This is a genomic window from Streptomyces durmitorensis (genome assembly GCF_023498005.1).
Lineage (GTDB): Bacteria > Actinomycetota > Actinomycetes > Streptomycetales > Streptomycetaceae > Streptomyces > Streptomyces durmitorensis.
Genome location: NZ_CP097289.1, coordinates 8,425,614 through 8,447,717 on the forward strand (window position 1 = coordinate 8,425,614; position 22,104 = coordinate 8,447,717).

Annotated in this window: 22 protein-coding genes; 12 read left to right on the plus strand and 10 right to left on the minus strand. The window is 71.6% G+C overall.

Translation table 11 applies throughout. The features are described 5' to 3' along the window. Positions 1 to 25: 25 nt before the first annotated feature. The 3 genes from M4V62_RS37715 to M4V62_RS37725 form a co-directional block, all read right to left on the minus strand. Complete coding sequence (locus tag M4V62_RS37715; protein WP_249591677.1) at positions 26 to 1,366, minus strand: ABC transporter substrate-binding protein; 1,341 nt, start codon at positions 1,364 to 1,366, stop codon at positions 26 to 28. Between the two features lie 68 nt (positions 1,367 to 1,434). Beyond that, the gene (locus M4V62_RS37720; protein WP_249591678.1) at positions 1,435 to 2,403 is read right to left on the minus strand and encodes a carbohydrate ABC transporter permease; all 969 of its coding nucleotides are present in this window, start codon (positions 2,401 to 2,403) and stop codon (positions 1,435 to 1,437) included. 4 nt (positions 2,404 to 2,407) lie between these two features. Continuing rightward, positions 2,408 to 3,334, minus strand: a complete 927-nt coding sequence (locus M4V62_RS37725; protein WP_249591679.1) for a carbohydrate ABC transporter permease — start codon at positions 3,332 to 3,334, stop codon at positions 2,408 to 2,410. Positions 3,335 to 3,612: 278 nt separating this feature from the next. Here M4V62_RS37725 and M4V62_RS37730 point away from each other — a divergent pair, with 278 nt between their 5' ends. The 6 genes from M4V62_RS37730 (at position 3,613) to M4V62_RS37755 (ending at position 9,691) form a co-directional block, all read left to right on the plus strand. Beyond that, on the plus strand, positions 3,613 to 4,602 hold the full coding sequence (locus tag M4V62_RS37730; protein WP_249593176.1) for a LacI family DNA-binding transcriptional regulator: 990 nt from the start codon (positions 3,613 to 3,615) through the stop codon (positions 4,600 to 4,602). A 67-nt stretch (positions 4,603 to 4,669) separates the two neighbouring features. After that, positions 4,670 to 6,187 carry an SDR family oxidoreductase gene (locus M4V62_RS37735; protein ID WP_249591680.1) on the plus strand — a complete coding sequence of 506 codons (1,518 nt, stop codon included), beginning with the start codon at positions 4,670 to 4,672 and terminating at the stop codon, positions 6,185 to 6,187. A gap of 73 nt (positions 6,188 to 6,260) precedes the next feature. Next, the gene (locus M4V62_RS37740) at positions 6,261 to 6,845 is read left to right on the plus strand and encodes a sigma-70 family RNA polymerase sigma factor (RefSeq protein ID WP_249591681.1); all 585 of its coding nucleotides are present in this window, start codon (positions 6,261 to 6,263) and stop codon (positions 6,843 to 6,845) included. Next, positions 6,842 to 7,597, plus strand: coding sequence for an anti-sigma factor (locus M4V62_RS37745; RefSeq protein WP_249591682.1), 756 nt, complete (start codon positions 6,842 to 6,844; stop codon positions 7,595 to 7,597). The genes M4V62_RS37740 and M4V62_RS37745 overlap by 4 nt, the downstream gene beginning before the upstream one ends. Before the next feature lie 36 nt (positions 7,598 to 7,633). Then, positions 7,634 to 8,992: a cryptochrome/photolyase family protein gene (locus M4V62_RS37750; protein WP_249591683.1), complete on the plus strand. Its 1,359-nt coding sequence runs from the start codon at positions 7,634 to 7,636 to the stop codon at positions 8,990 to 8,992. A 132-nt stretch (positions 8,993 to 9,124) separates the two neighbouring features. Further along, positions 9,125 to 9,691: a rhodanese-like domain-containing protein gene (locus M4V62_RS37755; protein WP_249591684.1), complete on the plus strand. Its 567-nt coding sequence runs from the start codon at positions 9,125 to 9,127 to the stop codon at positions 9,689 to 9,691. A gap of 25 nt (positions 9,692 to 9,716) precedes the next feature. On the opposite strand, the gene M4V62_RS37760 is transcribed toward M4V62_RS37755, so the two are convergent. The 4 genes from M4V62_RS37760 to M4V62_RS37775 form a co-directional block, all read right to left on the minus strand. Further along, entirely contained in the window at positions 9,717 to 10,301 is a 585-nt protein-coding gene (locus M4V62_RS37760; protein ID WP_249591685.1) for an alkaline shock response membrane anchor protein AmaP, read from the minus strand. Then, positions 10,298 to 11,278, minus strand: coding sequence for a DUF6286 domain-containing Asp23/Gls24 family envelope stress response protein (locus tag M4V62_RS37765; RefSeq protein WP_249591686.1), 981 nt, complete (start codon positions 11,276 to 11,278; stop codon positions 10,298 to 10,300). The genes M4V62_RS37760 and M4V62_RS37765 overlap by 4 nt, the downstream gene beginning before the upstream one ends. Continuing rightward, positions 11,275 to 11,460 (minus strand): hypothetical protein, encoded by a 186-nt coding sequence (locus M4V62_RS37770; protein WP_249591687.1) that lies wholly within the window; start codon positions 11,458 to 11,460, stop codon positions 11,275 to 11,277. Before M4V62_RS37770 ends, M4V62_RS37765 begins: the two co-directional genes overlap by 4 nt. 68 nt (positions 11,461 to 11,528) lie before the next feature. Beyond that, a complete protein-coding gene (locus tag M4V62_RS37775) occupies positions 11,529 to 12,047 on the minus strand; it encodes an Asp23/Gls24 family envelope stress response protein (RefSeq protein WP_249591688.1) in 519 nt (172 codons plus the stop codon). Positions 12,048 to 12,273: 226 nt separating this feature from the next. On the opposite strand from M4V62_RS37775, the gene M4V62_RS37780 reads away from it, so the two are divergent. From M4V62_RS37780 to M4V62_RS37790, 3 genes are read left to right on the plus strand one after another with little or no spacing between them, the layout of a single operon-like run. Then, on the plus strand, positions 12,274 to 12,861 hold the full coding sequence (locus tag M4V62_RS37780) for an RNA polymerase sigma factor (protein WP_249591689.1): 588 nt from the start codon (positions 12,274 to 12,276) through the stop codon (positions 12,859 to 12,861). Continuing rightward, a complete protein-coding gene (locus M4V62_RS37785; protein ID WP_249591690.1) occupies positions 12,852 to 13,505 on the plus strand; it encodes an Asp23/Gls24 family envelope stress response protein in 654 nt (217 codons plus the stop codon). Before M4V62_RS37780 ends, M4V62_RS37785 begins: the two co-directional genes overlap by 10 nt. Beyond that, entirely contained in the window at positions 13,502 to 13,849 is a 348-nt protein-coding gene (locus tag M4V62_RS37790) for an Asp23/Gls24 family envelope stress response protein (protein WP_249591691.1), read from the plus strand. The genes M4V62_RS37785 and M4V62_RS37790 overlap by 4 nt, the downstream gene beginning before the upstream one ends. Positions 13,850 to 13,891: 42 nt before the next feature. Here the strand turns inward: M4V62_RS37790 and M4V62_RS37795 are convergent, their stop codons facing one another. Next, a complete protein-coding gene (locus M4V62_RS37795; RefSeq protein WP_249591692.1) occupies positions 13,892 to 15,940 on the minus strand; it encodes an ATP-binding protein in 2,049 nt (682 codons plus the stop codon). Positions 15,941 to 16,059: 119 nt separating this feature from the next. On the opposite strand from M4V62_RS37795, the gene M4V62_RS37800 reads away from it, so the two are divergent. Continuing rightward, positions 16,060 to 16,563 carry an SRPBCC family protein gene (locus tag M4V62_RS37800; RefSeq protein WP_249591693.1) on the plus strand — a complete coding sequence of 168 codons (504 nt, stop codon included), beginning with the start codon at positions 16,060 to 16,062 and terminating at the stop codon, positions 16,561 to 16,563. Positions 16,564 to 16,611: 48 nt separating this feature from the next. Here M4V62_RS37800 and M4V62_RS37805 read toward each other — a convergent pair whose 3' ends face one another. Both M4V62_RS37805 and M4V62_RS37810 read right to left on the minus strand, forming a co-directional pair. Further along, the gene (locus tag M4V62_RS37805) at positions 16,612 to 18,153 is read right to left on the minus strand and encodes a purine-cytosine permease family protein (protein WP_249591694.1); all 1,542 of its coding nucleotides are present in this window, start codon (positions 18,151 to 18,153) and stop codon (positions 16,612 to 16,614) included. Between the two features lie 179 nt (positions 18,154 to 18,332). Next, positions 18,333 to 19,808: a UDP-N-acetylmuramoyl-L-alanyl-D-glutamate--2,6-diaminopimelate ligase gene (locus tag M4V62_RS37810; RefSeq protein WP_249591695.1), complete on the minus strand. Its 1,476-nt coding sequence runs from the start codon at positions 19,806 to 19,808 to the stop codon at positions 18,333 to 18,335. A gap of 390 nt (positions 19,809 to 20,198) precedes the next feature. Here M4V62_RS37810 and M4V62_RS37815 point away from each other — a divergent pair, with 390 nt between their 5' ends. Both M4V62_RS37815 and M4V62_RS37820 read left to right on the plus strand, forming a co-directional pair. Then, positions 20,199 to 20,966, plus strand: a complete 768-nt coding sequence (locus tag M4V62_RS37815; protein ID WP_249591696.1) for an aminoglycoside adenylyltransferase family protein — start codon at positions 20,199 to 20,201, stop codon at positions 20,964 to 20,966. A gap of 217 nt (positions 20,967 to 21,183) precedes the next feature. Continuing rightward, positions 21,184 to 21,924, plus strand: coding sequence for a chitinase (locus M4V62_RS37820; RefSeq protein WP_249591697.1), 741 nt, complete (start codon positions 21,184 to 21,186; stop codon positions 21,922 to 21,924). Positions 21,925 to 22,104: the final 180 nt, after the last annotated feature.

Here is a 22,104-nt window from a genome sequence, read left to right on the forward strand (position 1 = left end):
GAGCCGTGCGGTGCGGTCGGCCGCGTCACTTCTGGACGCTGAAGCCCTGCTCGGTGCCGTACTTGACGGAGGCGTCCTGCCAGGACTTCAGGCCCTCGGACAGGGGAGTGCCCGAGACGTAGGCCTTGCCCGCGGTGTCGTTGAAGACCGAGTTGGCGTACACCTGGTAGGGCAGGTACTTCCAGTCGTCGGCGACGTTCGCCGCGGACTCGGCGAAGACCTTGTTGGCCTTCTGGCCGCCGAAGTAGGGGAACTCGGTGTCCTGGAACGCCTTGGACTTCAGGTCCTTGGTGGTCGCGGGGAAGGCGCCCTCCGAGATGCGGGTCTGCACGCCCTTGCCGGAGTTGGCGTACTCGACGAAGGCGTACGCGAGTTCCTTGTTCTTGCCGAGCTCCGGCAGGGCCAGGGAGCTGCCGCCGTTCTCGGCGCTCGCCTCGGCGCCCGCGGTCCACTGCGGCAGCGGCGCCGCGCGCCAGTCGCCGGCGGCCTCCTTCACGCCGGAGGCGAAGTTGGCGGGCATCCAGGCGCCGGTGGGCAGCGTCGCGATGGTGCCGTCGCCGAACGCCTTGTACCACTCGTCGGTCCACGGGTTGATCTGCGCGACCAGCTTCTCGTCGATCAGCTTCTGCCAGGTCTCGGTGTAGGTCCGGGCGCCCTTGTCGGAGAAGTCGATGCCCACCTTGGTGCCGTCGACCTTGTAGGGGCGCGAACCCGCCTGCCACAGCAGGCTGGTGGTCAGACCCGCCTCTCCGGTGTCGCTGGTGATGTACGCCTTGGGGTCGGCCTTGTGCAGCTTGCGGGCGGCCTGGAGGTACTCGTCCCAGGTCGTCGGCACCTTGATCTTGTGCTTGTCGAAGACCTTCTTGTTGTAGAAGAGGGCCATGGGGCCGGAGTCCATCGGCAGGGCGTAGACGCCGTCACCGGACTTCACCGCGTTCCACGGGCCCGGCGAGTAGGAGTCCTTGAGCCTGTCCGCACCGAAGGGCGTCAGGTCGGTGATGGACTTGGTCAGGGCGTACTGGCTCAGCGCGTAGTACTCGACCTGCGCGACGTCGGGGACGCCCTTCTTCGCCGAGATCGCGTTCTGCAGGGCCGTGTACTGGTCCTTGTTGGTGCCTGCGTTCACCAACTCGACGTCGACGGCGGGGTGTTCCTTCTCGAAGTCGGTGACCACCTTCTTGAGGGTGGGCTCCCACGCCCACACCTTGACCTTGCCGCCCTTCTTCAGGGCCGCCTTGATGTCCGCGGCCGAGACCTGCTTCTGGCCGGATCCGTCGTCGTCGGAGCCGCCGCAGGCGGTCGCGCCCAGGGCGAGGGCGCAGACGAGACCTATGCCGCGCAGCAGGCGGCGGGTGTTCTGGGGCATGGCGATGCTTCCACTTCTCCGTGGTCCGGCAGGGGGTGGTGGAACGGGGGTCAACTGGCGTGCGGGTGCTACTCCTTGACGCTTCCGGCGGCGAGTCCGGACTGCCAGTACCTCTGGAGCAGCAGGAACGCGGCGATCAGCGGCAGGACGGTGATCAGCGAGCCGGTGATCACCAGGTGGAAGACGGGATCGCCGCCCGCTGTCGAGGCCTGGGCGTTCCAGCTCTTGAGGCCCAGGGTCAGCGGGTACCAGTCCGGGTCCTTGAGCATGATCAGCGGCAGGAAGTAGTTGTTCCAGGTCGCGACCATCGTGAAGAGCAGGACGGTCACGGTCCCGGGCGCGAGCAGCGGCAGGGCGACCTGGAAGAAGGTGCGCAGCTCGCTCGCCCCGTCGATGCGGGCGGCCTCCATCAGCTCGGTGGGGATGGCCTCGGTGGCGAAGACCCACATCAGATAGAGCCCGAAGGGCGAGATGAGCGAGGGGATCAGGACCGCCCAGGGGGTGTCGGTCAGGCCCATCTTGCTGAACATCAGGAAGGTGGGCACCGCCAGAGCCGTACCGGGCACGGCGACGGCGCCGATGACGACGGCGAAGACCGCGCGCTTGCCGAGGAAGTCGAACTTCGCGAGGGCGTAGCCGCCGAGCACCGCGAGGAAGGTGGCGCCCCCGGCCCCGACGACGACGTACAGAAGGGTGTTCAGGAACCAGCGGGTGAAGACGCCGTCGTTGTACGTGAACGTCGCGCTGATGTTGTCCCACAGGGCGAAGTCCCCGCCGAACCACAGGCCGAACGAACCGGCGAGCCCTTCCTGGGTCTTGGTGGCGCTGACGACCAGCCACAGCAGCGGTATCAGGCTGTAGAGCAGGACGAGGCCGGTGAGCACGGTGAGCAGGACGCTGCGCCGGGGCCGGCCCGCGGTGTGCCGCCGGGGCGTGCGGACGCGGGGTGTGCGCAGGCGGGGAGGGGTGCCCGGCGCGCGGGCGGGCGCCGGGATCGTCGGGGAGGCGGTGGTGACGGGGCTGCTCGGTCCGGTCATCGGGTCACGCTCCCTTGCGCATGCCGCGCAGCTGGACGACGTAGGCGATGACCATGGTGATCAGGCCCATGACGATGGCGACCGTGGCGGAGTAGTTCTGCTGCTGACCGGAGAAGGACAGCGAGTACGTGAGGAGGTTCGGGGTGTAGTCGGTGGTGATGGCGTTGGGCGCGAGGTTCTGCAGGATGCTCGGCTCGTTGAACAGCTGGAAGCTGCCGATGATCGAGAAGATCGTCGCGATGACCAGGGCGCCGCGGATCGCGGGGAGTTTGATGGCCGTGATGACGCGGAGCTGACCGGCGCCGTCGATCTCCGCGGCCTCGTACAGGGAGTGCGGGACGACGCGGAGCGCGGAGTAGAAGATCAGCATGTTGTAGCCCACGAACTCCCAGGTGACGATGTTGCCGATGGACGCGAGGACCAGGGAGGGCGAGAGCGGGTCGGGCAGCGAGACGCCCAGGGCGTCGTTGATGTCGCCCACGAGCCCGAAGCGGGTGCCGTACATGAAGCCCCACATCAGCGAGGCGACCACGGCGGGCACGGCGTAGGGCAGGAAGACCGAGATCCGGAAGAAGTCCTTGCCGTACAGGCGGCCGCTGTCCAGGGCGAGGGCCACGAGCAGGGCGATGCCCAGCATGATCGGGACCTGGACCGCGAGGAACAGCGAGACCCGTCCCAGGGACGCCCAGAACTGGTCGTCGCTCAGGGCCTGTTGGTAGTTGTCGAGGCCCACGAAGGTGGTGCCGCCGATGAGTTGGTCACGGAAGAGGCTGAGGTAGACCGAGTAGGCGAGGGGGGCCAGGAAGACCAGGGCGAAGACCGCCACGAAGGGGCCGATGAAGCCCCAGCCCGTCCAGGAACGGCGGTTCCGTGGTGACGGTGGTGGGGCGGGAGGTCGCTCCGCGGCCCCCCGCAGGTGAAGCGTCGTCATGTCGTTCCTCGCTCGTCCTTCTCGGAGCCGGCGTCGTCACGTGCCGCGATGTTTGCGTAAACATCACGGCGTGACAAGGGGATGAGCCGAGTGCCGCAGGATGTTATGTTTACGTAAACATTCAGTGGCGGAATGTCTACACTGCCCCGATGGCGACGGTCAAGGGTCGGCCGAGAAGACTGAGAACAACGGCGAGGGAGACAGTGGAAGCAACCGAAAGCACCTCGGCGAGCGGCATCCCGGGCGAACGGACCGCGCGCCGCGGGCAGAGCGCGTCCATGGCCGACGTGGCCCGTCTCGCCGGCGTCTCCTCGCAGACCGTCTCCCGTGTCTCCAACGGGTATACGGGCGTCACCGAGGAGACCCGGCAGCAGGTGCTCGCCGCCATGAAGGAGCTCGGCTACCGGCCCAACAGCGCGGCCCGCGCCCTCAAGCGCGGCGAGTTCCGCACGATCGGCCTGATCACCTTCACCCTCTCCACCACGGGCAACGTACGCACCATCGACGCGATCGCCACCTCCGCCGCGCAGGAGGGGTACGCCGTCACCCTGCTCCCCGTCGCCGTCCCCACCCAGGACGAGGTGCGGGGCGCCTTCTCCCGCCTCGGGGAGCTCGCCGTCGACGCCGTCATCGTCATCATGGAAGTGCACCTGCTCGACGCGGCGGCCCTCTCCCTGCCGCCCCATGTCCAGGTCGTCGTGGCCGACTCGGACGCGGGCGACCGCTACACCGTGGTCGACACCGACCAGGCGGGCGGCACCCGCGACGCCGTCAAGCACCTGCTCGACCTCGGCCATCGGACCGTATGGCACCTCGCGGGACCCGAGGACTCCTATGCCGCCCAACGCCGCGCCGACGCCTGGCGGGCCACGCTGGAGGAGGCCGGACGCGTCCCGCCGCCGCTCGTGCGCGGCGACTGGTCGGCGGAGTCCGGCTACCGGGCCGGTCTCGGCATCGCCGACCGGCCGGACTGCACGGCGGTGTTCGCCGCCAACGACCAGATGGCCCTCGGCCTGCTGCGCGCCCTGCACGAGCGCGGCCGCAAGGTGCCCGAGGACGTCAGCGTCATCGGCTTCGACGACATCCCCGAGTCCGGCTCCTTCCAGCCACCCCTGACGACCGTCCACCAGGACTTCGCCGAGGTGGGGCGCCGCTGCGTCGAGGGGGTCCTGCGCCAGATGCAGCAGAGCACGCCGGAGCGCGGCACCACGCTGGTGCCCACCCGGCTCGTCCTGCGGCAGAGCACCGCCCGGCCACCTTCGCGCTGACCGCGCGCGAGAGGCGGTACCCGGGAGAGGGTGGACCCGAGGACGTCACCCGAGACCGGAGGTGCCGATGGACAGCGGCGGAGGTGCGCAGGGGCTGCGCTGCCTGGTGACCGGGGCGACCGGTTACATCGGCGGGCGGCTCGTGCCCGAGCTGCTCGACGCGGGGCACCGGGTGCGGTGCCTCGCCCGCTCGCCGGAGAAGCTGCGCGACTACCCCTGGGCAGGGCGGGCCGAGGTGGTGCGGGGCGACGCGTCCGACGCCGAGTCGGTCGCCGACGCCATGCGGGACATCGACGTCGCGTACTACCTCATCCACGCGCTCGGCACCGGATCCGGCTTCGAGAAGACGGACCGCACCACGGCCCGGATCTTCGCCGAGCAGGCCCGCGCCGCGGGCGTGCGGCGCATCGTGTACCTGGGCGGGCTCACCCCCGAGGGCATCCCGGAGAAGGACCTGTCGCCGCATCTGCGGTCACGGGCCGAGGTGGGCCGGATCCTCCTGGAGTCCGGCGTACCGACCACCGTGCTCCGGGCCGCCGTGATCATCGGTTCCGGCTCCGCGTCCTTCGAGATGCTGCGCTACCTCACCGAGCGCCTGCCGGTCATGGTCACCCCGAGCTGGGTGCGCACCCGGATCCAGCCCATCGCCGTGCGCGACGTCCTGCGCTACCTCGTGGGCAGCGCCACCATGCCCGACGACGTCAACTGCGCCTTCGACATCGGCGGGCCCGACGTCGTCACCTACCGCGACATGATGAGCCGGTACGCGACCGTGGCGAAGCTGCCCCACCGCCTCATCGTGCCGGTCCCCATGCTGACCCCGCGCCTCTCCAGCCACTGGGTCGGCCTGATCACCCCCGTACCGGCGTCGATCGCCCGTCCCCTCGCCGAATCCCTGCGCCACGAGGTCGTCTGCCACGAGCACGACATCGCCCGGTACGTTCCCGACGAGCCCGGCATCCCGATCAGCTTCGACACGGCGCTCGCCCTGGCCCTCAAGCGCGTGAAGGACGCCCAGGTCACCACCCGGTGGTCGTCCGCATCGGTACCCGGCGCCCCCAGCGACCCGCTGCCCACCGACCCCGACTGGTCGGGCGGCAGCCTCTACACCGACCGTCGGGAACAGACCGTCGACGCCTCGCCACAGGCCCTGTGGCGCGTGGTGGAGGGCGTGGGGGGCGACAACGGCTGGTACTCCTTCCCGCTGGCCTGGGCGGTGCGCGGCTGGCTCGACCGGCTCGTCGGCGGGGTCGGACTGCGGCGCGGCCGCCGTGACGCCCAGCGGCTGCGGGTGGGGGACCCGCTGGACTTCTGGCGGGTCGAGGAGATCGAACCGGGACGGCTGCTGCGGCTGCGGGCCGAGATGCGGCTGCCTGGTCTCGCCTGGCTCGAGATGTACGCGGAACAGGACGAGAAGGGCCGCACGCGCTACCGGCAGCGGGCTCTTTTCCATCCCCACGGACTTCTGGGGCATGCGTACTGGTGGAGCGTCTCGCCGTTCCACGCCCTCGTCTTCGGCGGCATGGCCCGCAACATCACACGTACGGCCGAACAGCGCACCGCCGGGACCACGAAGAAATCGTGACCCGCGGGCAATCCCGCGGCGCACCGGCTCCGAATCACCTCTGAAGGCGACCAGCGTCCAGGAGGATCACCGGGTGAACGAAGTAGCGCACATCAGCGGAGCTCCCTCCGCAGGACCCGATCTGCCCGAACTGCTGAGCCGGGTGGCCCGCGGCGACCAGCAGGCGTTCGCCTCGCTGTACGACGCGGTCTGCTCTCCCGTCCTGGGGCTCGTGCGCACGGTGCTGCGCGACCCGGCCCAGTCCGAGGAGGTCGCCCAGGAGGTGCTGGTGGAGGTGTGGCGTACGGCCGCGCGCTACCGGCAGGAGCGGGGGAGTGTCATGAACTGGGTCCTTACGATGGCGCACCGCAGAGCGGTGGACCGCGTGCGGTCCGTGCAGGCGTCGGCGGAGCGCGACCACAAGGCGGCGCTGCTCGAACGCACGCCCGCCTTCGACGAGGTGAGCGAGCAGGTGGAGAACCGCCTGGAGCGCGAACAGGTGCGCCGCTGCCTGCGCAACCTGACCGAGCTGCAGCGGCAGTCGGTGACCCTCGCCTACTACCGGGGGCTGACCTACCGGGAGGTCGGCGAGCTCCTCTCGGTGCCCCTGGGGACGGTCAAGACCCGCCTGCGCGACGGCCTGATCCGGCTGCGCGACTGCCTGGGGGTGAGCGCATGAGCGCCGCCGATCTGCACACGCTGACGGGTGCGTACGTCCTGCACGCCCTCACCGACGAGGAGCGCACGGAGTTCGAGCTGCACCTGCAGGAGTGCGAGGCCTGTGCCCAGGAGGTGAGCGAACTTGCCGCGACGGCAGGGCGGTTGGCCCGTGCCGTGTCGGCCGCCCCGCCGGCGCAGATGAAGGCCGACGTGCTGCGGCGGATCGCCACCGTCCGCCAGCTGCCGCCGCACACGCCCACACCGGCGAGGACCACCGGTGGCACGAGCCGCGGGCGACAGCTGTCCCGCTTCGCCCTCGCCGCGTGTCTGGCCCTGGCCGCCGGGTTCGGCGGGGTCGCCGTATGGCAGAACCAGCGGGCCGACGAGGCGGGCGAGCGTGCCGAACAGGCGCGGCAACAGGCCGAGCAGCTGGCCCAGGTGCTCGCGGCGCCGGACGCCAAGGCGTCCACCGGCCGGCTCACCGACGGTGCGACCGGCACGGTCGTGGTGGCCAAGAGCCTCAACCAGGCCGCGTTCGTGGCGGCCAAGATGCCCGAGCCGCCCTCGGGCAAGGTCTATCAACTGTGGTTCAACGACGACGGAACGATGCGCTCGGCCGGTCTGATGAATCCGGGCCGCAGTACCGAAGCGGTGCTGCTCGACGGCCCGGTGGACAAGGCATCCGGCATCGGCATCACCGTGGAACCGGCGGGCGGCTCCGATGAGCCGACGTCCGACCCGGTGGCCCTGATGAACTTCCCCACGGCCTGAGGGGCCGCAGAACATGAACATGAGGAGCCGCAGAAAGTGACTGTCTCGATCGTCCTGTTCACCTCCGATCTCCGGCTGCACGACAACCCGGCGCTGCGCGCCGCGCAGCGCGAGGCGGACCGGATCGTCCCCCTGTTCGTGTACGACGAGGGGCTGCGGTCCACGGGATTCGCCGTCCCCAACCGGCTGGCCTTTCTCGCCGACTGCCTGGCGGACCTGGACGCGGGGCTGCGCAAGCGCGGCGGTCGCCTCGTGGTCCGCAGCGGTGACGTCGTCGACCAGGTCCACCGGGTGGCGCGGGAGACCGGCGCGACGCGGGTGCACGTCGCGGCAGGGGTGAGCCGGTACGCGACGCGGCGCGAGGAGCGGCTGCGGGCCGCGCTGGGCGACACCGACTGCCGCCTGGTCGTGCACGACGCGGTGGTCACGGCGGTCGCACCGGGGGAGCTGCTCCCCGCGGGCAACGACCACTACGCCGTGTTCACCCCGTACTTCCGGCGCTGGGCGGCAGCGGGCGTACGGGATGTCCTGGCCGCTCCGCGCACGGTGCGGGTCGCCGACGTGACGTCGGAGCAGGTGCTGCCGCGCAGCGAGATCGGCGGCGTCTCGCCGGGACTCGACGCCGGGGGTGAGGACGCCGGACGCCGGCGGCTGCGGTCCTGGCTGTCCGGCGGCGTCGCGGGGTACGAGGACGGCCACGACGACATCGCGGGAGATGCCACGTCGCGCCTCTCGCCCCACCTCCACTTCGGCACCCTGTCGGCGGCCGAGGTCATCCGCGAGGCATCCCGTGAGGGTTCGTCGGGGGCGCAGGCGTTCATCCGGCAGCTGGCCTGGCGGGACTTCCACCACCAGGTCCTCGCGGCCCGTCCCGACGCGGCGGCCCGGGACTACCGCTCGCGCGGTGACCGGTGGCGCACGAACGAGAAGGAGACCACCGCCTGGCTCGAAGGGCGCACCGGCTACCCCTTCGTGGACGCGGCGATGCGCCAGCTGCGGCACGAGGGCTGGATGCACAACCGGGGACGGATGGTGGTGGCGAGCTTCCTCACCAAGACCCTCTACGTCGACTGGCGCGTGGGCGCCCGGCATTTCCTGAGCCTCCTGGTGGACGGCGACGTCGCCAACAACCAGATGAACTGGCAGTGGGCGGCGGGCACCGGGACGGACACCCGGCCCAACCGTGTCCTCAACCCCGTGATCCAGGGCAAGCGCTTCGACCCGGGCGGCAGCTACGTACGCCGCTGGCTGCCCGAACTCGCCGACGTCCCGGACCGGTGCGTCCACGAGCCGTGGAAGCTCGAGGGCCTGGACCGCGCGGGCGTCGACTACCCCGACCCGATCGTCGAACTGGCCGAGGGCCGCGCCCGCTTCGAGCAGGCCCGCGGCGCCTGACCGGCACAGGCACCGGAGGGCCGGGCGGCGGAGGCTTCCGGCGGCGGTCGGCGCCGCCCGGCCGCCGATACCCCTGGGGGTATTTCGGTCCGCCGGGGTGAGAGCCTTGGACCAACGAAAGGACAGCCCCACATGACTTTCCCCGCCGATCTGGCCCCCGCCCAGGCCGCAGCCCGCCTGGACCGGTACACCGTCATCGACGTCCGTACGCCGGGCGAGTACGCCTCCGGCCACATCCCCGGAGCCCACAACATCCCCGTGGACCACCTGCACACGGCGCTGCCCGAGCTCAAGGCTGCCGCCGCCCGCGGTGAGCTCCTGATGGTCTGCGCCTCCGGAAACCGCTCCGCCACCGCGTGCGCCGAGCTGGCCGCCGCCGACATCCCCGCCGCCACCCTCGCCGGCGGCACCACCGCCTGGGCCGAGCAGGGCCACCCGCTGCAGCCCTCCGAAGGCGCTCCGAAGGCCTGGGCGATGGAACGCCAGGTCCGTCTTGCCGCCGGGTCCCTCGTCGTCCTCGGCATCGCCGCCGGAACGCGCTACCGGCCCGCGCGCCTGCTGGCCGCCGGTATCGGCGCGGGCCTCGTCTTCTCCGCCGTGACCAACACCTGCGGCATGGCGGCCGTCCTGGCCAGGCTTCCCCACAACCGCCCTCGCGCCACCGACCTCCGCACCACGCTGGAAGCCCTGCAGCAGTAACCGCTGACCGTGGGGCGGCCCGCGCTCAGTGGATGCGGCGCGCCCGGTGCCGCCGGGCCGTGAGGCGTACGTCCGCCTCCAGGGTGCGCGGCGCCGCGGCGGCCCGTGCCTCGGCGACGGCGCCCCGGGCGAGCTCGTCCAGCACCGCTTCCGGACTGGCGTCGGGGCCGAGGACCAGTGTGATGCGGGCCCGCAGCCGCCGGGGGCGTCCGAGCAGGCGTACGTGGGCGCGGGCGACGCCGTCGACGGCTCGGGCACGTTCGGTCATCGCGGCGGCCAGAGCCGTGGCGGAGAGGGTGACGCCGGGTTGCCCGAGGGGGAGTTCGCGCAGCCGGCCGCTGCGGAGCTGGGCGAGGGACCAGCAGAGGAACAGGACGGCGCCGACGGCCAGCGCGGCGATCACGACGGGCGGCCACCAGCCGTGATCACGCCAGCGGCCGAGCAGCTCCTGGTCCAGCCACACCCGGTCGGCGCCGATACGGGGCACGGTCGAGGGCAGCCGGTCGCGGACGGGGGCGGTCACGGAGGCCAGCGCGGCTCCGCCGGCCAGGAGAACTGCCGCCAAGCAGAGCAGAGCCGAGCGGTTCACGCCGCCACGCAGCCGGGTCATCGCAGGGTGCTCCTCTCCGTTGCGGCGGGCACGCTCGCGTGTCCGGACCCGGACCCGGGGGTGGCCGCTGGGGCGCGCCAGGCCGGTTCCGTCCTCAGCCGCACGCGCAGCCGCAGCGGCCTCGCGAGGCCGAGCTTCGCGGCCGCGGCCTCGGCGGCCTCGGTCACCGCCCGCCGTGCGCCGTCCTGTTCACCGAACTCGAGACCGGCCCGCACCCGTGCCCTGCGGCGGCCGACCCGGACCAGGACCCTGCCGACGCCGGGCACGTCCGTCACCGCGTCCCGCAGGAAACCGGCGACCGCCCGGCGTTCCAGGACCGCGTGCACGCCCGGCAGCGGTGGCCGCATCGGCAGGCCGCTGCGACGGCCCGGCGTGACGGCGAGGACCAGCAGCCACACGCCGAGCGCGAGGACGGCGACCGCAGCGAGGACACCGGAGGCCGTGGCGCTCTCCGGGCCGTGCGTGGAAAGCCACTCCATCGCCTCCACCCGCCACCGCGCGGGCGCGTGCCCGGCCACGTGCACCGACACCACGTCGTACAGCAGCACTCCACAGACCGCGGCCGCGGCGAGGGCGAACACCGCGACCGGCAGGCGCCGTTGGGACCACGGGCGCCGCGCGCGAACCACGGCCGCCCCCGCGCCCGTCATAGGTGGCGCGAGCTGCCCGGCGGACCGCGCGCGGGGGGACAGACCCCGGACACGGATCCGCGCGGACGGCACGGTGAGCCCGGTGAGCCGGGCGGTGCGCTCGGCGACGTGCGACCGCACGCGCTCGCCCGCCTCGTCGAGCACGGCGGGATAGGGCAGGGTCACGGTGACGCCGACCCGGGCCCTGCGGCCCCGCACGGACGCCGACCCCCGGGCGGCCTCGACCGCTCCGGGTTCCAGGGCCTCCGTCGCCGCGCGCTCCGCGATGCGGCGCACCGCACGGTCCGCGACGGTCGTCGAACCGCGCTCCGCCGCGGGCGCGGTCATCGCCGCTCCCGGTCACGCCCGCCGAGGAAGGCACGCAGGTCCGTGCCCTCGTCCACGAGACGCCCCAGGACGAAGCCGACCGCGCCGAGCGCGGCGACCAGGAGGAACGCGCCGAAGCCGCCGAACCACCCGGCGAATCCCAGGGCCATGCCCGCCATCAGGCCGACCAGAGCTGTGCTCACCACTCACCTCACACCACAGAAAGGGACGTCTGACACCACCGGAAGGTGGTCCGTGCGGGGCGGGTGCGCTACTCGACGCGCGTCTCGCCGCCGGAGTCCGCGGTGTCGTCCTCGGGCAGGTGGACGTCGTTGACGGCGACGTTCACCTCGACCACCTCGAGGCCGGTGATGCGCTCCACCGCCGAGATGACGTTCTCGCGCACGTCATGGGCGACGTCCGTGATGGGCACGCCGTACTCGACGACGATGTCGAGGTCGATCGCGGTCTGCCGCTCGCCGACCTCGACCTTCACCCCGCGGCCGACGTTCGGGCGCCCGCCGGGAACACGGTCGCGCACCGCGCCGATGGTGCGGGACAGGCCGCCGCCCATGTCGAACACGCCGGGGATCTCGCGCGCCGCCATTCCGGCGATCTTCACGACCACGACATCGGCGATGGAGGTCTTGCCCCGTGTCGCCGCCGGCTCGGCTGCGCCCGTTCCGCCCGTGACGGTGGTGGCTCCGAGGCTCTTGTGCGCCCCGCCGGAGAGATCCTTCCCGGTGCTGCCGGACACGGCTGCTTTCGAAGTGAGGTCCTGCGTCGTCATGGTGGCATCTCCTGGTCGTCGTCAGGGATTTCTCGGTGACTGTGCTGCCGGTGCCGGACCGTGTGAAGGCTTCTTCCGGCTCTTCTCCTGCTCCGACCCGGACGTCGTACGCCTGTTACGCGCCTCGCGGGAATTTCTCGCGTCGGCATGTAGCGTTCCTGGGCCGCGTAACGCGGAGGGCCCTTCGTGTGTCGTACGAGCACGACCGAAGAGAGAGGAGCCGCGTGTGCCGGGCGACCGGGGTGGAACACCCGAGGAAGCGGACGCGTCGTCGAGACGTGAGGACGGCCTCCTCGCGGTGCGGGCGTCGGAGGGCGACGAAGAGGCCTTCGAGGCACTCGTGCACCGCCACGCACCCATGGCGCTGCGCCTGGCCACGCGCCTGCTCGGGAGCCGTCCGGAGGCGGAGGACGCCGTGCAGGACTCCTTCGTCAGCGCCTGGCGGGGGCTCCCGGAGTTCCGCAGGGACGCGCAGTTCGGTACGTGGATCTACCGCATCGTCACCAACCGCTGCCTGAACGTGCTGCGCTCGCGGCGGCCGGTCGTGGCCCTGGACAGCCTGCCCGAGCCGCCCGCTCCGGAGCACGAGGTCTCGCCCGCGCGGGTGGCCGAGGGGCACGCGGCCGTGGCGGACCTGGCGCGGGCGATGGAGGGGCTCTCGCCGGAGCAGCGGGTGTGCTGGGTGCTGCGTGAGCTGGACGGCGCGCCCTACGAGTCCATCGCCGAGACGGTCGGGATCAGTCCGGAGGCGGTCCGCGGCCGGGTCTTCAGGGCGCGGCGCTATCTGACGGAGGCGATGGCCGCATGGCGATGAACGGGGAATCCGTACCGGACGAGGAGCGGGAGGCGGGCTTCGGCGTGCTGCCTGAGGACGAACTGCTGCCCTGCGGGCGCGAGTTGTCACACGTATGGGAACAGTGGGAGGCGGGCGTGCCCGACCCCCACACCGACGGCTGCCCGCACTGCGCGCAGGCTCTGGACGCCCTGCGGCACCTGGAGGGAATCGTCACGGAGGCGCGCGACACGACGCCGCGGGAGCCGGACACCTCCGCGCTGACCGGCCGTGTCATGGACGTGGTGCGCCTTGAACTGCGGCCGGGCCGGACGCTGCCGCTCGGCGACGAGGACGAGGACGCCTGGATCGTGGAGGCCGCTGCCGCCCGGACGGTGCGGGCGGCGGCCGAGTCGCTGCCGGGCGTGCGCGCGGGCAGCTGCCGCATCGGTCCGCTGGACGACGGGGCGTCCCCGGCGCCCGCGGGGCGCCTGACGCGGGGCCCGGTCAGGATCCGCGTCGAGGTCCAGGTCCCGCTCCTGTGGAACCTGCCGGAGATCGCGGACCGGGTGCGCGACCAGGTGCGGGAAGCCGTGGACGGCGAACTGGGCATGCGGATCGCGGTCGTCGACGTGACGATCACCGATGTCATCGACGACGACACCGAGGAAGGGCGGCGGCCGTGAGCGATCGAGACGTTTCCCGCGTGCTGGCGGACGCGGTCATAGAGGCGGTCATCGGCACCCCGGGGGTGGCCTTCCTGCGCCCGGGCCTCGCGGATCTCCTGCGCTCGTCGGCCGTGCTGAGGCGGGGGCTCCCCAGCACTCCGGCGGGCTCCGCCGGAGTCCAGGTGCGGCGGCAGAAGGACAGCCAGGACTGGAGCGTGGAGGTGTACGTCGTCCTGCACCGCGGACGGCGGGCCCTGGACGTGACACGAGAGGTGCGCTCGGCGGTGGCGCAGGCAGTCCGGCGCGTGACCGGGGAGCCGGCCGCGCCCGGGATCGCCGTCACGGTCACGGGACGCGTCTGAGGCACACAGCCACCGTCCGGCCCCCGTTCCCCTCCCGCGCCGCTACGCCTCGCTGAACAAGCGCCCCTCCACAGCCAGCGCCAGCACGGCGCGCGGGTCGGCCTCCGCGCCGCGGCGGAACGCGTGCTCGAAGGTCTGGTCGCCGACGGCCGCGCGGGCCCGGCCCCAGGACGCCTCGCGGACGTCGCGCAGCTCGGGCGTACCGCGCTGGCCGTGCCCCACCGAACGCCAGTAGGTCTGGCCCGTTCCCGACAGCAGGGCCGAGGTCTCCCCCTGACCGAGGGCGGCCGCGGCTGCGGCCAGTACGTCCATGCCAAGCGCGATGCCGAAGCTGTCGCCCAGGCGGCGCTTGCCGTCCAGCATCGCGCGGGCGTGCTCGGCGGCCCGGGCGGGAGCGTCCTGGGCCAGCGCGATCAGTGCGAGCTGGTAGTCGGTGTAGGCGCGGGTCCAGCATTCGTCCCGCGCGGCGCAGTCCTCCCGGAGCGAGGTGGCTCGCGCCGCGGCTTCGTCGAGGCGGCCGAGCCCGGTGAGGGCGAAGACCCGTACGAGGTGGCAGCGGAGCACCGAAGGCGACGTGAAGGGCGGCCCCGAGGTCCGGCCGAGTGCCCGGTCGGCCACGTCGAGGGCGGTGCGGGGTTCGCCGGACAGGAGATGGGTGATGCCGAGGAGGTAGGCCGCGGCGAGCCCGCCCTCCACGTCCGCCTCACGCGCCGCGGTCCGCGCGCACTCCCGGCTCAGCTCGGCCGCCTGGTCGTGCCGGCCCTGCAGCAGGACGACGACGCCGAGCGCCCAGCGGGCCCTGGCCCGCGCGGGGCTGTCCGTGTCGCACAGCAGGAGCGCCTGGCCCAAGTAGCTGCGGGCCTCGCGCAGATGACCGCAGCAGCTCCAGAAGAACGCGACCAGACCGACGAGTTCGAGGGCGCGCTCGGGTTCGGATCCGCTGAGATGGTCCAGGGCGGCGCACAGGTCGGTGTGCGCCGCGGCGACGCGCCCGTACCACGTGACCTGTTCCGTGCCCATCCAGCCCTCGTCGGCCAGGCGGGCAAGGCGGAGGAAGTGATCGGCGTGCCGGGCGGCCGCCGCGCTCTCCTCCTGGAGCTCGGCCAGCCACATCGCCCCGTACTCGCGGACGGTGTCGAGCAGGCGGTAGCGGCCGCTCGTGTCGTGGCCGACCACGGATTTGGCGATCAGGCCCGCGAGCGCGTCAGGCAGGGTGTCGGCGGTGAGCGGGCCTCCCGAGCAGACGCCGCGCACCGCGTCGTCGTCGAAGGAACCGCGGAAGACCGAGAGCCTCGCCCACAGCAGCCGTTCCAGCGGCTCGCACAGCTCGTGACTCCAGCCGATCGCCGTACGGAGGGTCCGGTGGCGCCGCGGCCAGATGGGGGCAGCCGCCTGCAACTCGCCCTGGTGCGAGCGCAGCCGGGACGCGAGTTCACGCGCAGAGTGGTGCGCGAGCTGGGCCGATGCCAGTTCGAGCGCGAGCGGGAGCCCGTCGAGGAGCTTGCAGATCTCCGTTGCGTGCTCCCGCTGCTCCGGTCGGTCCGCGCGTGCCCCGGGCGTGATCGCCGCGGCGCGATCGAGGAGGAGGGTGAGCGCGTCGCTGTGGCACGGCAGTGGCTGGAGACCGAGGAGTGTCTCGCCGCGCACGTCGAGCGGCTGCCTGCTGGTGATCAGGACGGTGAGCCGTGGACAGGCGGTCAGCAGATCGGTGACCAGATTCCGGCAGGGGCCGACGAGATGTTCGCAGGAGTCGAGGACGAGCAGCCGCGGCCTGTCGGACAGCCATGCGCAGAGGGCGTCGAGCGGCATGCCGGGTGTGTGGTCGGCCAGGCCCACGGCGTCGGCCACGGCCGGGATCAGCAGGCGTTCGTCCGGCAGCGCGCCGAGGTCGGCCCAGCACACGTCGCCGAGCAGCGCGGTGTCCTCGGCGGCAAGGGAGCGCAGGGTGTGCACGGCCAGGCGCGTCTTGCCCACGCCGCCGGTGCCGGTGAGCGTGGTCAGCCGATGCGTCACGAGAGTCGAGGCCAGAGTCTGTCCTTCGACCGTCCGCCCCACGAAGCGGTCCGTCTCCTCTGGAACGTTGCCCAACATCAGGACAGTCTCCACCAGTTGCGAAGGCGCCGATGACCACGTGCACGAAAGGAGCAGGTGTGGGGGCTGACATTTATGCTACTGGTGAGTAAGGTCGCGGGTCGAGGATCGGAGTGGTCATGACCCGCACGTTCACAGTGTCCCGAAGCATCCTGGTCAAGGCGTCACCGCAGTCGGTGTACGAGCAGGTCAGCAGGCCCGATCTGATGGGGCGGTGGAGCCCGGAGAACCTCGGGGCGACCGTGCCCGGAGGCGGAGATCCCACCGGTGTCGGCCTGGTATTCGACGGGCACAACAAGCGCGGCCCGTTCCGGTGGACCACGCGCTGCACGGTGACCGAGGCCGATCCGGGCCGGCGTTTCGCCTTCCGCGTGCACGCGATCGGGCTCAAGCGCCCCCGGCTGCGGGCCCCGATCGCCACCTGGGAGTACCGGTTCGAGGACAAGGACGGTGCCACCAAGGTGACCGAGACCTGGACGGACGACAGGCGCTCCTGGCCGGCCTTCGTGGCCAACGCCTTCGACCGGCTCGCCACGGGCGGAAAGACCTTCGCCGCCTTCCAGGTCGGCAACATCGACAGGACGCTGAGGAACCTCAAGCGGGAGCTCGAGACGGCACGCTGAGCCCCTGCGGCGCACCGCCGCGCGGAGACGGGCGGCGGCGCGCCGAGGCTATGCCTTCACCTTCGCGGAGGCCTCGTCGAGATCACCGCTCGGCGGCCCGGTGATCGGAGCGATCGGTGTGTCCGACGCGCGCACCCAGCGCGGTCCCTGGGGCCCGTACACCGCGCGCGGCTCCGGGAAGGCCGCGAGGAGGGAGACGTAGACGACCGCCGCGACGGCCGCTCCCAGCGGGAGGCTGATGTCGGCGCCGTTCGCGAGGTCGCCGAGCGGCCCGACGAACTGTCCGGGGATGTTGGTGAAGAGCACGCCGGTCACCGCACCGGTCCACCACGCCGCCATGCCGCGCCAGTTCCAGCCGCGCGCGAACCAGTAGCGGCCGCCGTGCTGGCGGCGGGTGAAGACCTGCAGCGCCTCGGGGTCGTACCAGCCGCGCCGGGTGACGTAGCCGAGCATCATGACGATCATCCACGGCACCGTGCAGGTGATGATCATCGTGGCGAAGGTGGAGATCGCCTGGACCAGATTGAAGCCGAACCGGCCCACGAAGATGAACGTGATGGACAAGGCGCCGATCAGGACGGTGGCCTGGACGCGGCCGAGCCGCGGGAAGACCGACGAGAAGTCCAGGCCGGTTCCGTACAGCGCGGTCGTCCCGGTCGACATCCCGCCGATCAGCGCGATCAGGCAGACCGGCAGGAAGTACCAGCCGGGCGCGATCGCGAGCAGACCGCCGACGAAGTTCGGGGCGGCCGGGTCCATGTACGCGGGGGCCTGCTCGGCGATGATCGCCGCGGTCGCCAGGCCGAAGCCGAACGGCAGCACCGTGGCGACCTGGGAGAGGAAGGCCGCTCCCATCACCTTGCGCCGGGGTGTCTCGGCCGGGATGTAGCGGGCCCAGTCACCCAGGAAGGCGCCGAAGGAGACCGGGTTGGACAGCACGATCAGCGCGGCGCCGATGAAGGAGGGCCAGAACAGGTCCTGGGTGGCCCGGTCGGCGTCCGGCGTGAAGATCCCGGCGTACGAGGGATCGAAGTCCCCCGCGAAGGCGACGAGGCCGAGCACGAACAGCAGGGTCGCCGCCACCACCGCGATCTTGTTGACGAGCAGCATGAAGCGGAAGCCGTAGACGCACACGGCGAGCACAAGGGCGGCGAAGACGGCGTAGGCGCAGCCGTAGGCCACGTCGCTCTCCGGCACGCCGAGCAGCCGGTGCGCCCCGCCGATGAGCGCGTCGCCCGAGCTCCACACCGACAGGGAGAAGAAGGCCACGGCGGTGAGCAGGGAGAGGAAGGAGCCGACGATCCTGCCGTGCACGCCCAGGTGCGCCGACGACGAGACGGCGTTGTTCGTGCCGTTGCGCGGCCCGAACACCGCCATCGGGGCGAGCAGCAGCGCACCGATGAGCAGCCCGATGAGCATCGCCGCGAGCCCCTGCCAGAAGGAGAGGCCGAAGAGGATCGGGAACGCGCCGAGCACACAGGTGGCGAACGTGTTGGCGCCGCCGAACGCGAGCCGGAACAGATCGAGCGGCCCGGCCGAGCGGTCCGCGTCCGGGATGCGTTCGACGCCGTGCGTCTCGACCTCGGTCACGGACGGCGATGACTCCTTGGGCACAGGCAGCTCCCTGGGGGACGGCACCACGGCGTACGCGGTGCGGTGGCGGAATTGCAGGGACCGTAGACGCCATGCGCCCCACCGCACCAGTGCCCGATTCGCACTGCGTGGGCCGAGGCGATGGATGAATCGCACAACCGCCCGCGCAAGCGTCTCTACAGCGCGTCGAGTTCGCGGACCACGCTCATGTCGTCGAAGGGGATGAGCTGTTCACCGACGATCTGGTGCGGTTCGCTTCCCTTGCCCGCGACGAGCACGATGTCTCCCCGCCGCGCGACGGACAGCGCGCGTGCGATCGCGGCGCGGCGGTCGGTCACCCGGTGGAAGGGCGTCCCGGTGGACGTCAGGCCGGGGACGATCTGGTCCAGGATGATCTCGGGGTCTTCGTTGCGGGGGTTGTCCGACGTGAGGACGCACAGATCGGAGTGGCGGCCCGCGATCTCGCCCATCAGGGCACGCTTGGTGGTGTCGCGGTCGCCGCCGCAGCCGAAGACGGTGATCACCGAATCGGTCGCGAAGCCGCGGATCGTGGCGAGCACCTTCTCCAGCGAGTCGGGCGAGTGCGCGTAGTCGACGATCACGCAGACACCCTGCGCGGTGGTGAAGCGCTCAAGGCGGCCCGGAGTGGGCGGCATCCGGTCCAAGGCCGCCACGAGGGCGGGCAGTTCATGCCCGAGCAGATGGCACGCGGCGAGGGTGGCCAGCGCGTTGGACACCGAGAAGCGGCCCGGTATCGGGATCGCCGCGGGGTACTTGCGGCCGTCGTGGTGGAGCGTGAAGCGGGTGCCCACCGCGTCCACGACCAGGTCGCTCGCCCGGTAGTCGGCCTCCGGTGCGTCGAGACCGTACGTGGTCACCGCGCCCGGCATCAGGGCCATGATCTCGGCGCTGACGGGGTCGTCGGCGTTGACCACCGCGCGTTCGCACAGGCCGGTGAAGAGGCGCAGCTTGGCGTTCTTGTAGTGCTCCATGGTGCCGTGGTCGTCCAGGTGGTCCTGGGTGAGATTGGTGAAGACACCGACGGAGACGGGCACATGGTCCAGGCGCCGCTCAAGGAGCCCCATGGACGTGGCCTCCAGCACCACGCTGCTCGTGTCGCGGTCGCGCATGTGGCCCAGGAGGTAATGCAGGTCCGGCGACTCGGGGGTGCTGAGCACCGACCGCGGCATCGGGATCCGCTCCGTGCCGATCCGGCTTCCCGAGGTGCCGATCACGCCCACCTTCGCGCCCTCGGCCAGTCTGAGCGCCGATTCGACCATGTACGAGACGGAGGTCTTGCCGTTCGTACCCGTGATCGCCACGACGTCCATCGCGCGGCCGGGCTCGCCGTAGTACCGGGAGGCGACGAGCGAGGCGGCGGCGCGCGCGTCGGTCACCCGCACCACGCACACCTGCCCGGCGGCCGCCACGCCGGGCAGCGCGTCGCCCTCGGAGAGGACCGCCACCGCCCCTCGTTCCAGTGCCCGGCTGATGCCCCCGGGCCCGCCCTCCTCATGGCCGGGTACGGCGACGTACAGCGATCCGGACGTCACTTGCCCGGGATCGAAGGTCATTCCGGCGGTGACCGGGACGCCCGGGTCACCGTGCAGAACGTGGTGGTCGTGCCCGTCGAGCAGTGCGCTGAGCTTCACAAAAGTCCCCTCGAAGGCGGATCGCGGCACGCCGCGCACGCCCCGCCTGAGGGGCAGGGGCGACGGTCAGCCGGAGTCCGCGGTGATGCGCGTAAGGCGAGCGGGGCCCCACAGGGGGATATCTGCGTGCGGGCCGAAGGGCCAAGACGGCCGAGGAACGCTACCTGTGCGCCGCACGACCGGTCGCCAAGGACCGGATCCGGGTCGTGGAGGGCTGATCACAGATGGCCGGGCGGAGCAGGGACCTGCCCGACACCGCTTCAGTGTACGTCCGCGAAGGCTCGCGGCAGACGTGTCGGAAACTCGCTGGCCACGGGGCATGAACCATTCCTACGATCATGACCGGTTCGTCCCCCGCTCCCGCACGTCGCCGCATGAGAAAGGGCCGCAGTGACCCAGACCGAGGCCACCGTCCACCTGGTGCGCGAGACGCTCGGCACGGACGTCGTCGGCATCTATCTGTACGGCTCCGCCTTGCTCGGCGGATTGCGGCCGCACAGCGACATCGACCTGTTCGCCGTAGTGGAGCAGCCTCTGTCGACCGGGCAGCGCAGGGCACTCGTCGAGGGCCTGCTGGATCTCTCCGTCCGGCCCGCCCGGGGAGATGGGGCGCGCCCCGTCGAGCTGACGCTCGTCGTCCGGCGCCAGGTCACGCCCTGGAGGTACCCGCCGCGCTGTGCGTTCCAGTACGGGGAGTGGCTGCGCGAGGAGTACGAGCGAGGGCAGCTGCCGTCGCCGGTGCCGAGCCCGGATCTCGCGCCCTTGATCACGATGGTGCTGCTCGCGGACACGCCGCTTGCCGGGCCGCCCCCGGGCGAGGTGCTGGCTCCCGTGCCCGCCGAGGACCTCGCTCGCGCGATCGTGGCCGGGGTGCCGGATCTGCTGGCGGACCTCGCGTCGGACACGCGCAACGTCGTCCTGATGCTGGCCCGGATCTGGATGACTCTGGCGACCGGGACCGTGACGTCCAAGGACGCCGCGGCCGACTGGGCGCTTGCCCGACTCCCTGAGGCCCACCGGCCCGTGCTCGCCCACGCCCGGACCGTGTACGTCACGGGGGCGGAGGAGCGCTGGCGGGAACTGGGGCCGCTCGTGGGCCCGTACGCCGCTCATGTCGCCGGGGTGATCGAGGTTCTGGCCGGGGCGAGCTCGGCCTGAGGAGCCCGGCAGTACCTCTCAACTGCGGTTGTCCGGCGACCTCTTGACGTGAATGCGTCACTCGGTATGGTCTAGTCCAACGGCGGGAGTTATTCCGGATAGCCGCAGCTCCGGTGTGTCCGGCGCGCTCCCGACCGCACACCCCCCACACCCCCACATCCCCCCACCATGCGGCGGTCGGTCACGCCTGAGCCGGCCCGCCCGAGGAGTGATCCCCATGCGTCTTCGTGTACTTGCCGCGCTGACCGCGACCGCGTCCGCCGGCGCGCTCACCCTCCTGACCCTCGCGCCCAACGCCTCGGCCGAGAAAGCGGAGCAGGGGAAGCAGGCTGCTGCGGCCGAATTCCCGGTCAGTGAGGCCCAGTTCAACCAGATGTTCCCGAACCGGAACTCCTTCTACACCTACAGCGGTCTGACGGCGGCGCTCAGCGCCTACCCCGACTTCACCGGGACCGGCAGCGACACCGTGCGCAAGCAGGAGGCCGCCGCCTTCCTGGCGAACGTCAGCCACGAGACGGGCGGACTGGTCCACGTCGTCGAGCAGAACACCGCGAACTACCCGCACTACTGCGACAGTTCCCAGCCCTACGGCTGCCCGGCGGGCAACGACAAGTACTACGGGCGCGGCCCGATCCAGCTCAGCTGGAACTTCAACTACAAGGCGGCGGGCGACGCCCTGAACATCGACCTCCTGAACAACCCCGACCTCGTGCAGAACGACGCGGCCGTGGCGTGGAAGACGGGCCTTTGGTACTGGAACACGCAGAACGGCCCGGGGACGATGACGCCGCACAACGCCATGGTCAACAGCGCGGGATTCGGCGAGACGATCCGCAGCATCAACGGCAGCCTGGAGTGCGACGGGAAGAACCCCGAGCAGGTGCAGAGCCGGATCAACAACTACACCCGGTTCACCGGGATCCTCAACGTCACCCCGGGCGACAAGCTCAGCTGCTGAGCCCCACCGGCGGCCGGGTGCCGCTGCTCCCCCTCGCCCCGCGGGCTTCGATCCCGCGGGGCGAGGGGTGCTTTTCAGGGGGCGGTTTTCGGCCAACATTAGTGCAGTGCTCAACCGTCGACCGGGAGGGGCTGGTTGGCTCCGTAAGTGATCAATAGCCTGGTGAGCGTTGCCTGTTTC